13 protein-coding genes and 1 pseudogene are annotated in these 13135 nt (G+C 39.5%); 4 read left to right on the plus strand and 10 right to left on the minus strand.

Annotation, left to right across the window (positions count from 1 at the left end; translation table 11 throughout):
* Positions 1-32: 32 nt before the first annotated feature.
* The 8 genes and pseudogenes from QVF11_RS07575 to QVF11_RS07610 all read right to left on the minus strand — a co-directional run bounded on the left by QVF11_RS07575 (position 33) and on the right by QVF11_RS07610 (position 6106).
* Positions 33-1220: an ROK family transcriptional regulator gene (locus tag QVF11_RS07575; protein WP_227015962.1), complete on the minus strand. Its 1188-nt coding sequence runs from the start codon at positions 1218-1220 to the stop codon at positions 33-35.
* Between the two features lie 819 nt (positions 1221-2039).
* Positions 2040-2321: pseudogene (locus QVF11_RS07580) on the minus strand (type II toxin-antitoxin system YafO family toxin); the annotation flags it as partial.
* Between the two features lie 214 nt (positions 2322-2535).
* Positions 2536-2820, minus strand: a complete 285-nt coding sequence (locus QVF11_RS07585; protein WP_287856036.1) for a conjugal transfer protein TraD — start codon at positions 2818-2820, stop codon at positions 2536-2538.
* The gene (locus tag QVF11_RS07590; RefSeq protein ID WP_287856038.1) at positions 2817-3074 is read right to left on the minus strand and encodes a hypothetical protein; all 258 of its coding nucleotides are present in this window, start codon (positions 3072-3074) and stop codon (positions 2817-2819) included. The genes QVF11_RS07585 and QVF11_RS07590 overlap by 4 nt, the downstream gene beginning before the upstream one ends.
* A 539-nt stretch (positions 3075-3613) precedes the next feature.
* On the minus strand, positions 3614-4246 hold the full coding sequence (locus QVF11_RS07595; protein WP_287856040.1) for a hypothetical protein: 633 nt from the start codon (positions 4244-4246) through the stop codon (positions 3614-3616).
* Positions 4237-4647, minus strand: a complete 411-nt coding sequence (locus tag QVF11_RS07600) for a hypothetical protein (protein ID WP_287856042.1) — start codon at positions 4645-4647, stop codon at positions 4237-4239. The genes QVF11_RS07595 and QVF11_RS07600 overlap by 10 nt, the downstream gene beginning before the upstream one ends.
* Before the next feature lie 2 nt (positions 4648-4649).
* Positions 4650-5729 (minus strand): hypothetical protein, encoded by a 1080-nt coding sequence (locus QVF11_RS07605; RefSeq protein ID WP_287856044.1) that lies wholly within the window; start codon positions 5727-5729, stop codon positions 4650-4652.
* Between the two features lie 35 nt (positions 5730-5764).
* Complete coding sequence (locus QVF11_RS07610) at positions 5765-6106, minus strand: helix-turn-helix domain-containing protein (protein WP_287856046.1); 342 nt, start codon at positions 6104-6106, stop codon at positions 5765-5767.
* Positions 6107-7210: 1104 nt separating this feature from the next.
* Between QVF11_RS07610 and mobQ the strand changes: the two genes are divergently transcribed.
* On the plus strand, positions 7211-8605 hold the full coding sequence (gene mobQ / locus QVF11_RS07615) for a MobQ family relaxase (protein ID WP_287856048.1): 1395 nt from the start codon (positions 7211-7213) through the stop codon (positions 8603-8605).
* Positions 8606-8743: 138 nt separating this feature from the next.
* The gene (locus tag QVF11_RS07620) at positions 8744-9511 is read left to right on the plus strand and encodes an abortive infection system antitoxin AbiGi family protein (RefSeq protein ID WP_287856050.1); all 768 of its coding nucleotides are present in this window, start codon (positions 8744-8746) and stop codon (positions 9509-9511) included.
* Between the two features lie 92 nt (positions 9512-9603).
* Here QVF11_RS07620 and QVF11_RS07625 read toward each other — a convergent pair whose 3' ends face one another.
* Together QVF11_RS07625 and QVF11_RS07630 are read right to left on the minus strand one after the other, a co-directional pair.
* Positions 9604-10260 carry a hypothetical protein gene (locus QVF11_RS07625; RefSeq protein ID WP_287856052.1) on the minus strand — a complete coding sequence of 219 codons (657 nt, stop codon included), beginning with the start codon at positions 10258-10260 and terminating at the stop codon, positions 9604-9606.
* Positions 10261-10277: 17 nt separating this feature from the next.
* Entirely contained in the window at positions 10278-10832 is a 555-nt protein-coding gene (locus tag QVF11_RS07630) for a membrane lipoprotein lipid attachment site-containing protein (RefSeq protein WP_287856054.1), read from the minus strand.
* Positions 10833-11465: 633 nt separating this feature from the next.
* Here QVF11_RS07630 and QVF11_RS07635 point away from each other — a divergent pair.
* Both QVF11_RS07635 and QVF11_RS07640 read left to right on the plus strand, forming a co-directional pair.
* On the plus strand, positions 11466-11843 hold the full coding sequence (locus QVF11_RS07635; protein ID WP_287856056.1) for a hypothetical protein: 378 nt from the start codon (positions 11466-11468) through the stop codon (positions 11841-11843).
* Between the two features lie 320 nt (positions 11844-12163).
* Entirely contained in the window at positions 12164-13135 is a 972-nt protein-coding gene (locus QVF11_RS07640) for a retron St85 family effector protein (protein ID WP_287856058.1), read from the plus strand.

The following is a 13135-nucleotide window of genomic DNA, read 5'->3' on the forward strand; positions in this document are numbered from 1 at the left end:
TGCTCCTTTTTGTTCTGACGGCTGGTTTGTATTTATATAAGTTGTGTGTCGGGCATAAATTGAATCGATGGGTAGACCGCATGGAGCGCCAGCATAGCCATGCCATATAACGGCGCTTTTTCTTTTAATTCGGAAAGTTCGACGGATACCCGGGTGTTGGCAAACAGATGCCTGTCGAGATTGGCCTGTACTCTTGGCATAAAGAGTTCAGCGGATTGAGAGACGCCACCCGTAAGAATGACCTTCTCGAGGTTAGCAATTGTCACCATATTGAGAATGCCGATGGTTAAGTAATCCGCCAACTCCTCCAATAACATGGTGGGTAGCGTTTCACCTTTGGTGGCGGCGGTGAGTATTTCATGGGCGTTCATGTTTTTGCCGCTAAGTGCGGACATTCTCTCTTTGAGCCCGGAACCGGAGCAGTAATTTTCGAAGCAGCCTTTATTTTTCCAGTTCTGATTAAGGTGGTTGCGTTCAAACAACATATATCCGATTTCACCGGCGGCATTATTGATTCCCCGGATTATCTTTCCATCCATCAGCAGCGCCGATCCCAGCCCGGTGCCAATACCAATAAGCGCGGCGCTATGGACGTGCCGACATTTTCCTTTCCACATTTCGCCAATCAGCGCTGCCCGGATATCGTTTTCCAGTACGACCCTGATATTCAGGCGCGCGTTTAATTCATCGGCCAGCGGAATGTTGTCCCATTCAGGCAGGTTAGGGGAACCTTCAAGCACCGTTCCACTGCGGTAGTCAACAATCCCCGGCGTTGCGACGCCAATGACCTTCAGCTTCTCACGCGGAATATGATGCTGTTCGATAAATGCCTGGATACTGGCGCTAAACAGGTCGAGAAATTCCCGACGAGTGGTGACGTCATAGGTCGATTCCTGATGCTGAGCGAGCAGTTCTGCATTGAGATTAAAGAGCGAAAAGGTGATTTTGGTTCCGCCTAAATCAATGCCGATGCCGAGCCCATGGTTGGGATCAAAGTTAACCAGGATGCCTTTACGCCCCAGGCCGCCGTCTTCGCTGACTCCACTTTCATAGATGATTTTTTCTTCCAGCAGGTCACTCACGATTTCAGAAATCGTTGCTTTAGTAATACCGGTAGCCTTGGCTATCTGGGCGCGAGAAAGGGGAGAGTTCTCGCGGATAACGTTGAGGACCACGGATGCGTTCATCTGCCTTAAGGTGTTGGGAACATTCAGCTTCAAAGTGTCATTCCTTTAGTTTGTAAACTAAACTAATTGATCGATAAAATGCTTTTTAAACTCGTTTTATTTACACTACCGCCTTTTTAACTGGCTTATAAAGCGTTATTTTTGATCATATAGTTTGTTTTGTATATTTTATGGAGGGAATCACAAAATGGGGTTGTTGAGATGGTTGCTGAGAGGATGCGGAGGCGGCCAGACAAGTGACCGACTGAAGCTTTAGTCACCAAACGCCTGGTCCATTGTAAGGCGGTAAGGATATCGACGTTGGCTTGTTAAATCGGAGGAACCATGCGTCGATTAAACCTAAATAACCTGAGATCTGGTTAAGCCGTCATCAATGTTGCCATGTCTGAAGGGGCATTTTGATTGATTACTTATTCTCTTTGAAGCATGAAGCTATCAAACTGCACATCATATTCAGCATAAAAGCGTGCAGACTCTGGTAACGTGTGCCGCTGGGGACAACCTCAAGATACAGGCCAGCACCATCGACCTGTCATGCATTAAGCTTCATTGGAGGAATCTCCTTTGACCGAACACAGAATGCCCCCACTTATGCCCCCAACTGTAACTTGATTCCGGTTGAGTCCAGTTGATAACAGGAGATAAGATACGGGCTTGAAGCCGCAGTATACGGGCTTTAAGTTGATTTCGGTAGACTTGGGGAGAGTTTGAAATGGTGCGATAATAGGAACAATACCTATTCGATATTTCATTGATTAGTAGTGTAAATTACCTGTTTCATCTTTGGTGATACCCCCAAAGATACCCCCAATGAATTTTGTGTCCTGCTTAGGCGGGTATTTTTTAACCAACTTAATGCTTCATCCTGAACGCTTCGGCTATCATCCCGATCTTATGCATATGGTTATTGTTGCGTGCCATTTTATGCGCTTCGGGTTTCAGGATGATAATCAGCAAGTAGGCATCGGGATCCATCGCACCTTGGCAGTATACCAAATGGGCCTGATCGCTGGTTCGTTTGAACTGACGTAAGAACTTAGGGAAAGGGGCATCTGCATCGGCAAGATGAATGTGGGCCACCAGCTCTTCTTTTACCAAGGGATAGGTGCGGTCATCATCATATTTACCTTCACGTAATTATTAATTAGCAAAAATAAAAAAGTGGTCAATAACAAAAAGACTTATTATTGCATCTAATAAATGGTTCTGTTTATATAAATCACATTCTAAATCGTTATTCATGGATAAATAACAAATTGGCTACCGCACCCTCTGGGGCTTACTCAACAGCTCACCGACCTAAAAACGAGTTTTAGGCCGGTTCACCGTTCTGACGTGAAAAACATGATTAGGACTTGGATTTATTTAAAACGCTTTCGATATAGGCTTGGCCTTGTGCTCTGTAGGCATCAACATCACTTTCATGAAGATTCGGGATATCAAGCAGAATTCCAAAGACCAGATCCTTATCTACATAACCAATATCACATCCTAAGACTTTGGCAACCTCTGCACCGAAAATAATTTTCTGACGGGTATTTTCTTTTTTCGTTTGTTGTTTCTTTTTAGCTTCCAAGAAGTATAGGCGTTCCTGCGCTGAAGCAATTTGCTGTTTGATCGTTTTTGTTGTCATTGTTTATCTCCCCAATGTTTTGTCTTGTTGGAATAAGGGATGTCAGCATAATCACAGCCATTTCCAATTTGTTTCTTGATTGATTTAATTTTCATCTTAAACTGTTGTTCAATCTGGCGCTGCTTTGCTTGTTCCCTAATATTTATTACTATCTTTTCTGCTTCTAAATAAGCTTGTTCTGTATCGGTATAGATCCCATCATCAAGAAGTCTTTTTGCTTCCCAATCAATGGCTTCATCATTGTTTTTATACATTGAACCTCCTTGCATGTGTTGTTCATTATCCTTTACCATATTTTGGATAATTATCAATATCACAAGGCATTTTTAGTTAATAAAACTCAAACCAATCAATCTTAAATGCTTTCCAAATATCATAGAATTTATTGTCGTTAAAATTAATGCTGTTTCATCCGACTCATCGCGTTTCATATAGTTCTTCTTTTATTTCACTCCTGTTATCATCCATTTTATTTTTTAAGTTGTAAAATTAGCAGTCGATATTTCATTAGTTTATGTTTTTTCAATTTAAACATTACTGCTGTGTGCCTGAATAGGATAATCATTCAATATTAAAATATAAGTATAGATATGATATATGGTTGAATTAACTATTAGTCATAGAGAATACTTTGGTAGCAAGATATTAGCGAGAGGGCGACTCTAGCTTTTTCCGGTGTAGATGAAGTAGTTCAATAAGGAGATCGACTGGGCCCCATATAGGTGATTACACAGCATGTGATGCTAGTGGGTATGCTGCGGCTGTTGAATATAAACTGAGGCTAGAGTAACTATTACTTTTTATCCTGTGGGTCGAACCCCAAGACAATCCCCATGTGTCTAACTTTATAAGGCAATCCTGAACGCGCATGTGTATGCTGCGAGTAGAAACTTAATCCCTGTCTATTCTCACACTCAGAAGATGAATAACCATTAAGTCCGGCACCATTGAGGCGATTGCTCCATTCAGAAATAACGGCAGCAGCATTATTGTTCCTAATATAAATTAACATTCCACCATTACAGTTATTATTAGTACCTGATGAATAGCGAGTACATAACTGATTAAACCCTTGCATTAAATAGTCATAACCAGAATGAATTTTAGCTTCTCCTAACCACATATAATCCCTATATCTGATCACAACATCAGAGTGTCCACCGACCATTTCATCATGGCTAGCATGATAGCCCTTAGCTCTGAAATGGTGAATGACATCTGTTGTTAAACGGTCTTCTCCATCATTCTGTCTAACTCTCGGATCCTCTTCCATGAATTCTATGCATTCGGTCATATCTTTATAAAAAAGACATAAAAACTCATCATAAGAAGAGCACAATAATTGCCCCAAGAAATGTTGTGTATTCCTATCAACAAGAGCGATAGCTTTTAACTGAGCAATTGTAATATTTTCATCTAATTGCATTCCACTTCCCACCCTAATTTTGAAAGTGAGAAGTACATAAATATTTTTGATTCAAAATCTTTAACTAATTCACCAGTTTCTGGATGATAATACTTATTATCTAATTGAGTTTGTCGGAAATCGTCAATGCTAACCTGTTCTATGAAATCATCTTCTATAAACTCGAAACAAATATTAATAATGGGTAATGAATCACCAGAAAAATAGCGAGCAACATTTATAACCAAGCTATCATCATGAGTATCAATTACTTTTTTGAAATTGAAAAAAGCAATATGTTTGAGATTATCTTTTGATGACGTACATATATACTCAATCACAGAATGGCAGGCGCGACAAACTTCAGGATCTGACCTGAAGTCTGTATCTATCATCTCAACGATCTGCGCCCTAGTTAACATTATTACAAGACCTTTGAAATCAATAAATTGAAATCATCCTCAGTAATACACCCTTCCAGTGTAGCACAATCGACTTTAGGATTCGAGCGAGCAGCCAGTGAAACACCACCGTCGATTGTAAGTTTCAGACAACTACCACACTCCCCATCCCATTGTTTAGTAATACAAAAATTATTAGTATCACCATCAATAGCATCTAACCCAGCCTGATGGAATTGCTCATCTCTGAGGTCATCTTCGCGTTTTCTCATCTTTTCGGTTTTGACAGAACCTGTTGCTGTGGCATGTTCAAGATTATGAATTCTACCATCGCCGCTATCATACAACTCATCAATTTTAGAGTGAATATTTATACTTTCCATTGGGATAGAAACACTATTCATATCTCGATATCCATCCATCAGCATATGACGATAACGACGAGCAGCACTATCCATTTCATCTTTTAAAATATTACGACTATGGTCTATCTGAAATTGTATTATTCCAGTGTTTTTATCTAATTGAACACAATCGAAAGATTGCGCTCTGCCAGATTTAATTCCTATGATTTCTTCAAAACCACTAAACTGGCTTCCTTCATCACTCGACAAATCAATTTCAGAAATATCAATTATTACTCTTTCTTTATATGCTCTCGGATATGTAAATATGATTCGTAACATATCATCAGTTTCATCAAGGTAAACTGGGCAAGGATTTGTCAGAGGAACTGACTGCAACTCATCGTAACCAATTGGCAGTGGATAACTATTCCTATAAAGAGATAGATTCGTATGAGTTGATGAATGAAATATCTCTTTTATTACACTACATACATTAATGATATTAACAGAAAGGTCATTATGCTCATCTTCAGATATCTGACTAAAATATACCGTCCTTTGTCCAAAAAAAAGCTGAGATAAATATAATTCTTTTACCGAATTGTTAATATCTTCACTGCTAATTTCGGAGTAATGTTCTAATAATGGCTCCCATCCTCTTGCTGATGAAAGATTGCTGAATTTCAAGCCATGTTGAACAACCCTGAAAGATACGCCCTTTTCTCTCATCAACGATAAATAGCCCAACGCATTCATAATAAATATCTCTTCCAAAATTAAACTAATACATATTAAGCCCTGTCAGCTTTCTTCCCTACCCCCAGTTGCGCAAGCGCAGCGCTAACCGTATCAAGGATAGACCTATGCTCAGGCGTGGAGGCCCGATATTTTTCAACCAACGCACTCTCTTCGCTGGACAACTTAGCTACAGGGGTGCGGTTACCGGTCAAAACATACAAAACGTCAGCTCCCGCTGCCGCTATCCCAGCGAGATAGTCGCTGTCCGGCTTGCGCACCCCATTCTCATAGTTACTTTGTGCATTTTTCTTCACGCCCCCAAGCTGCCCAAAACCGTCTTGATCAAGGCCAAGTCGAATACGTTCTTCCTTCAAACGGATGCCAAATCTTTTCATTTGGATATAATTATCATTGATAATTCACTCAATCGAGGGAATTATAGATTGTGTGATGTCAATAACCACAATATACCACCATGAAAGCAAATGAGAACGCCTTACGCTCACGAACACCTAGCGGGGTGATGTCGAACAAACCCGTGGCTATGTGCCTGCTCCCCGCTGAAATCGTGGAAATATAAGTATTAACACTGGATCAGAACCGTTTGATGTCCAGCATGGCAAGGAACATTTTTTTGAACACCATCACACTATTTTGTCTTGTCAGTCAGTTAACGAAAAGTGGCAGTGCTCCAGTTAGTTGAATGTGGCAAAAGAGATCTGACATGACCTCATAATCTTCACTTTCATTATTACTCATAGCTATAGCAAGTTGTGAAATATTGTCATCAGTATCCAAAATTTTTTCTACCTATGATTAAATCAACTTTCATATTATCCATCTTTTTCCTTATTTAAATGCATGTGTAATGTATTTTCTTATTTTTTCAAATAACAGTGTTTCGTGGTCGTTAAAAAACCACATTACTTAAAACAGGTCAAACCCAAAAAAGCTAACGGTAATAAAATGAATCGAAAAATTAAATTTAAAAATACAGTATGCAAAATCATCCTATACTTAAAACTGCGTTCTCTCCGCGTTACTTCTTTTTGTTCATTAGTGCTTTTATTTCCACCTGCTAATTTTCATTTATGATTTCACACTTTAACCTGTGAATTGTGCAACAGGGAAAACGCCCGGCTATAAAACTATTTTTTTAGTGCTTTCACGTCTTACGGCGGGATAAACTAATAATCTTATTGTCCTTCGGAGAACATCCAAAGCCCCTCTGTTTAATATAGCGGAATACTTCGCCATTTCATCTAGATTGCGCCGCTTAATTCGGCGTTTTGTTTTACAGGCATTCATATATTTCGTATTAATTAAGTAAGGGTTTTACATTGTTAGAAAAAACAATGCCCACTTATACACTCACTTCGTGAGCGTGTGGGCCCTACCGGGGGTTGCCTGCCGCAGGCTAAAAGAAAAACCAAGGTCAACACAAAAGTTTTTCTGACGAAAAACTAACAGCAGCATGGTTATATTGAGGTATGTATTTTATGGCGATTTTTCATCTTGAGTTTAAAATTGTGAAACGTTCTGGGGGCATGTCTTCCTGTAGGAAGGCTGCTTATCATGCGCGTTGCAGAATAACAGATGATCGCACTGGCAATACCTATGATTTCAGCCATCGTGCTGATTTATTCCATCATCAGATATTAGCCCCTGTTTCAGCACCTGCTCATATTATCGAAAGCTCAACAGCACTATGGAATGAAGTTGAGAGAGTTGAACGTCAGAAAGACGGTCAAACAGCCCGTTATTTTGATGTAGCTATTCCCTGTGAACTGAGCAATCAAGACAAGATAAAACTGGTTGTTGAATACTGCCAAAAAAATTTCGTTGATAAGGGAATGATTGCTGATATTGCTTTTCATGATCTCAATGGTGAAAATCCCCATGTGCATGTGATGTTGACATTAAAACCGATCACCGCTGATGGCTTCGGCAAAAAAGAAAGAAGCTGGAATGACAAGAAAAACGTAATCCTTTGGCGTGAATCATGGTCTGTGATTGCCAATCGCTATCTTGCCGCTGCTGGCAGTAATGAACGTATTGATCATCGCTCTATTGATGCTCAACACGCCGAAGCACTCGAAAACGCCACTATTACCTTGGATGTTGAAGAAAAAGCGCTATGGCTTGCCAAAGCTACGTTAACCAGCCGTCCACCAATGCAGCGTGTTCATCGTGCCAAGTGGAACAGTAAGAGTGTTCAGGAAAAGCGTGCTGCTGAACAGGCTGTTCGTGATGAGATGAAACAAGAAGCTCAGGCCACATACAACACCTTCAAAGATTTAGATCTGCAGATCGTTGTTGACCTTAGAAGCTTCACCGTATCAGAAATGCCTGAGCCTGTTGAAATCGTATTGCCTGAAACAGGTTCGCAGTCGTCATCATCCGAAGAGCAACAGCCTGTTCTGGTTGCCCCTACACCTCATACACGCACTACACTGAAAACCCCATCCTCTACAACTGCCAGAGCGGTTAAACGCGCTCCTGTTAAAAGTAAGAGAAAGCAGGTTAAACCTCGTCAAGATGGTTTGTTCAAGCGTTTCACCCTACTGGTGGTTGAATATATAAGGGAGAAATTCGTCTGGGCCAAGAAGAAACCAGCCCCGGTTTCTGTTGAAGCTGATCATGATAAGCGCATTGCTGAAAAATATGTGTTTGATGAGGTACAAGGCATCTATGTACCACGCGCTGAGCATGAGAGACGTGCTAGATTTAACAGTGACACTTATAGTCCAACACCAGATGAGATCAGGCGTTTTCCAAGTCGCGCAACCAAAGACGAAGTCCCCGACGCAGATTTTAACCACACACCAACTCTTCGTACGGACAATAAAAATGCCTTACCAAAGCTAAAACCATCTCGATTTGATAGAGGCTGATTCAAATTATTTTTCGAACATGATTTTGGATTACATTGACTTTTTATCATAAACACACGTATATTTTTATAAAATACACGGATTAATAATCCATATCACAATGTTTATACATCGACAATAATTAACAATCAGGAAAGCATGACAATGGGAAAAAGTCTATATCCAAAAACATTCCTTCACTTTACAAAAAGAATACATGCATTAGAGTCAATACTTATTGATGGCTTCTTCAAACCATCTTATGCGAGAGAACGCATATACGGCAGAAAGGGATTAATTCGATACTTTGGAATACCAACGGTGTCATTCTGTAATATAAGACTCTCTCTGCTATCAGAACATACTAAAAAATATGGTTGCTATGGTATCGGTCTAACGCAGGAGTGGGCAGCGAAAAACAATCTAAATCCAGTCCTATATATGAGTAAAAACTCCGATACTTTCGAATTATTGGATGAACAATTAAGAATCATAATAAAAGGAATTGATAAAAATGAACAAACTGTTGAAACCTTCACTAAAATGAAGAACTACATCTCGCTTGTAAATATATTACGTTATATGAAAAACCATACCGGCCCATTAAGAAGAAATAACAAAAAGACCGTTGAGTATTGTTTTGCAGATGAAATGGAATGGCGCTACGTCCCTTCAATAAATGAAAAAGGAATTATCCCAATAGCTCTTCTGAAAAACATAAGAGATTCAATATCTAAGCAAGAATACAATGATAAAGTAGAACATATTCATCTCGAATTTGGAATCGATGACATACGATACATTATTTTGAAAGATAAAAATCAATTAAATCCTTTTATCAAAAGGTTAAGAAAAAGAGAATATTTAATAAATGATGAATTCGTAAGTAAAATATTTTTTTCGAACCACATAAGCGAGGATTTATGAACGATTGAATCACTTGCGGTGTGTTTTTAACGGGACAATGAAAGCACACCGCAATGAATACATAAAAACCGAAAAAAAACAGAATTGAATGATCAATTATCAGTATATCTTTTTTCAATACTATCTCTATAGCGCTGTTGCTCAACAATACTCAGATTAGGATCAGACAGCACACTCCGCCCCTTCACAGCAATATCGTAATCAATTTGAGATTGTGTTTCATATTCTTTAGTAGGTTTAAAATAATCGGATTGTGGTGCAGATGACGACGTAGAAGAACCGGAGTATGTTTTACTTCCAGCACAACCTAGATAAGCCAGCAGGCAGGCAAACAAGAAGAAAAATGTCCACACCACATTGAATCCGTTAAGCGTATATTCACTATCATTCCCAACTGAAAACACGCCGTGAAATCTGATCGCGTAGACAATCAAGAATGATGAAAGGATAACCGCACGGCTTTTACCTACGGTTAAATGCTTACGCAGAAATTTTACCGTTGGCACCAGCATGACCACAAATAGTCCAACGGTGGCAAACACAAGCCATACAGGGAACAACCCGTATTTTTGCGTAGTATTTTGCGATAACGTCATCAGCGACAGCACCAAGAAAGTGTTAAGCAGGTAAAGTCTGACCGCCATCGAAACCTTCACCTGTTTTTGTCTATTCCCGAGAAACAGCACAGGTGCCAATGATGGTATGTTCATCAGCAGACCAATGATAAGCACCCCATAGATAGAGTTCATAGCATTTTTTCCTGTAATTACCGAGCGACCCAGCCGTTATTGGTCTTGACCAGAACAATTTTGGCTTCTTCTGGTTCAGCCATCCCTTTCACACCAGAGAACGCATTTTTATCAACCCAGCCCGGAACGCCGTCGAGTTTCCATCTATAGGTCACTTGCGTAATTTTAGCGCCAGCACCATCACTCGGTTCAGTCCAGCTTGTGATCTCAGCAACAATACGATGACCCACGCAGGCACCTTCCTCACGGTTCCAAAAATCAACCTCTTGTCCTTTGTCGGTGACTTCCAGAACATCAACGCTACTAAAGCCGTTAGACTGTTGTGAAACAGTGAGCAGCCCCTGCTCAACAAGACCTTTCAGGATTTCATCGCTGGCATTGTATCCAACAGAACGATAGCCATGATTAACCTTTACTGGAAAACCTTTGTTGAAAGCAAAGTCATTGTTTTGAAGTGAGTAGCACACCTTTGATTTTGAAATTTTCGCGTTAATCGCCTTCTCAAAGTCGCCTTTCTCCCCACATCCCGCCAGAACAAGAGCTGTGCCAGCAACAAGTAAAATCTTCTTCATCTTCCTATCCATCCTGATAATCAAAAATGCTGTTATGTAGAGGTTATCTGCAGCGCATCTGTAGTCGTTAAGGCTTGTTCTTACTGGCATAACGCAACAAAACCACCTGATTAACCAATTGATAGGATTAAATTATTTTTGTGGGCCGTCATATCGTTTGTAACGATCAAAATCAAAATAATGATAGTTAAAATCTATCATTAAATACATATCGATCGATTAAAACAATTAAAACACCGATCGATAAGGAATGATTAATCGATTACAACTATCAATGCCAATTTATCGATCTGCAATACCGATCATTTTCTTGCTAGATGAATCTTTACTGGATAAAGTGAACAGAAGGATCACTGGACCGTTTGTGGGTTGGTTCATGGGTATAGAACGTCAAACCCAATGACCAACAGCCAGCACTGCCCTATGGACCTTTCTTGGCCTTTATTAATGCAATATCAGGGAAAACAATCATGAGGGATGCCGTTTGCTGATTATATAGAAAAACTAATAGGCTTCTGATAAGCGGCTTTCTTCACTATTGATTTACATGAGTCTTAATAGCCAGATGCGGGACAACGCTGGCTCCGGCTCCTTTACGCTTATTTTTTCGTTTACTGTTTATATGGAGTTAACATGAAAAAACTGTTTATCGCTGCGTTGGTGATCCTGCCTCTTACCGCTTGCACCACCTATGGCAACAAATCCCTTAAAGACGAATCCCAACAAACCGTAAAAACCAAAATCGTCAAAGGGAAAACGACCCAGCAAGATGTTATTAACGCATTCGGGCAACCACAAACGCGCGCGACCAATGATGGTCAGGAAATGTGGTCCTACTACAGCATGTCAGGTGAGAGTCAGATATCAAACTACATTCCCGGTCTGGCCCTGCTTAAGAACAGCAACACGGCTCACATGAACTCCCTTGAGATCTGGTTCAAGGGAAATGTTGTTGACCGATATAATTTCAGCCAAACGGCGAGTAAGGTTTCGCGTGGGTTACTTGATTGATTTTACTAGCATTTAAGTTAAACGATATGATTATTCAAAGCTAACTATGCGCTCAACAATTTTTTCGCCATTATCAATGCCTTCCATAATCTTGAGACAAGCAGCTTGATTGATGCAAATCATTAAGTTAGTGTATAAAACACTCTTTACGCGATAGAGGCGTATCTGCTTCATCTGGTGTATCACCGGAACTTGTTTATTGTGGTCATTTATGCCACGGCCTTCCCAAAAATCTTCGATTTTTACTCAGGCCGTGCCCTTCTAGGTAAAGAGCAGAACCCCGGTAAACCGGGGTTTTTTATAACATAAGCGGCTGCTCAATGGACGATATCAGAGACGATTTCATACTCTGCATCGATGCAGAAGAACTAAGGTTAGAAAACCTACCTAATTTTGTGTTCATTTGTGGCGGTGTACGTAACTCAGTTGATGTCGATAATCCCGGCTCGATGCGGGATGCTTTATTACGCCGCCTTGAGCACACTGATAGCAAGCTAAGTTCTCGTATACGTGAAGCAGAAGAGTTTCAAGATTGGCTTGAGCATTCAAAAATAGATAACTTAATTGATCTTGAAATTGTTCTAGCTGATTTAGCAAGTGCTGTAATTTTAATAGTCGAAGGATTAGGTGCGTATGCAGAACTTGGCGCATTTAGCATCATTGAATCAATATCAAAAAAATTAATCACTATTTTAAACACAAATACAATAATTGAAAAATCCTTCATAAATCTAGGTGTGATTAAGTATCTTGAAGATAATAAGCAAGTTATTTTAAGATACGAATGGAACGTGGAGTATATACCATCAGGAGATAGAAAAAAGGTCAACCTTCGCTTTTCTGACACTAATCAAGTAATTTATAACAAAGCTGATATTATATTAGATAAATTAAAACAAGAAATTGAACAAAAAACACAATCAACAGTAAAATTTGAAAAAGACCGAAAAGGTCATATCTGCCTAGTAATCGCTGATCTTATTTATATTTTTTCAGCATTGAAGGTTGGTGAGATTAAAATATATTTATCCGTTGGTTTCTCCATTGACCTTAGTGTTAAAAAGATAAAAGAATACCTTTATATTCTCGAGAGTCTAGAATTAATAATAAAGGTCAATTCTGGAGATATATTCTATGTCGCATCTCATGACAACTATGGTTTTATAAAATATAGATACAACAATAATAAAAAACAGGTATCATCCTTTGTAGATGCTGATGATGCTAAAACCAAAGTTATTCTCTTCTATAGAGAAGGTGATATTTCTAGAAACGATGCTTTGAATAGATAA

Source organism: Klebsiella sp., from assembly GCF_027492335.1.
Classification (GTDB): domain Bacteria; phylum Pseudomonadota; class Gammaproteobacteria; order Enterobacterales; family Enterobacteriaceae; genus Klebsiella; species Klebsiella huaxiensis.

Coding starts and splice junctions, on each gene's coding strand:
- QVF11_RS07585 (WP_287856036.1), bottom strand. CDS start 2,820: ATGACAACAAAAACGATCAAACAGCAAATTGCTTCAGCGCAGGAACGC.
- QVF11_RS07590 (WP_287856038.1), bottom strand. CDS start 3,074: ATGTATAAAAACAATGATGAAGCCATTGATTGGGAAGCAAAAAGACTT.
- QVF11_RS07595 (WP_287856040.1), bottom strand. CDS start 4,246: ATGCAATTAGATGAAAATATTACAATTGCTCAGTTAAAAGCTATCGCT.
- QVF11_RS07600 (WP_287856042.1), bottom strand. CDS start 4,647: ATGTTAACTAGGGCGCAGATCGTTGAGATGATAGATACAGACTTCAGG.
- QVF11_RS07605 (WP_287856044.1), bottom strand. CDS start 5,729: ATGAATGCGTTGGGCTATTTATCGTTGATGAGAGAAAAGGGCGTATCT.
- QVF11_RS07610 (WP_287856046.1), bottom strand. CDS start 6,106: ATGAAAAGATTTGGCATCCGTTTGAAGGAAGAACGTATTCGACTTGGC.
- mobQ (WP_287856048.1), top strand. CDS start 7,211: ATGGCGATTTTTCATCTTGAGTTTAAAATTGTGAAACGTTCTGGGGGC.
- QVF11_RS07620 (WP_287856050.1), top strand. CDS start 8,744: ATGACAATGGGAAAAAGTCTATATCCAAAAACATTCCTTCACTTTACA.
- QVF11_RS07625 (WP_287856052.1), bottom strand. CDS start 10,260: ATGAACTCTATCTATGGGGTGCTTATCATTGGTCTGCTGATGAACATA.
- QVF11_RS07630 (WP_287856054.1), bottom strand. CDS start 10,832: ATGAAGAAGATTTTACTTGTTGCTGGCACAGCTCTTGTTCTGGCGGGA.
- QVF11_RS07635 (WP_287856056.1), top strand. CDS start 11,466: ATGAAAAAACTGTTTATCGCTGCGTTGGTGATCCTGCCTCTTACCGCT.
- QVF11_RS07640 (WP_287856058.1), top strand. CDS start 12,164: ATGGACGATATCAGAGACGATTTCATACTCTGCATCGATGCAGAAGAA.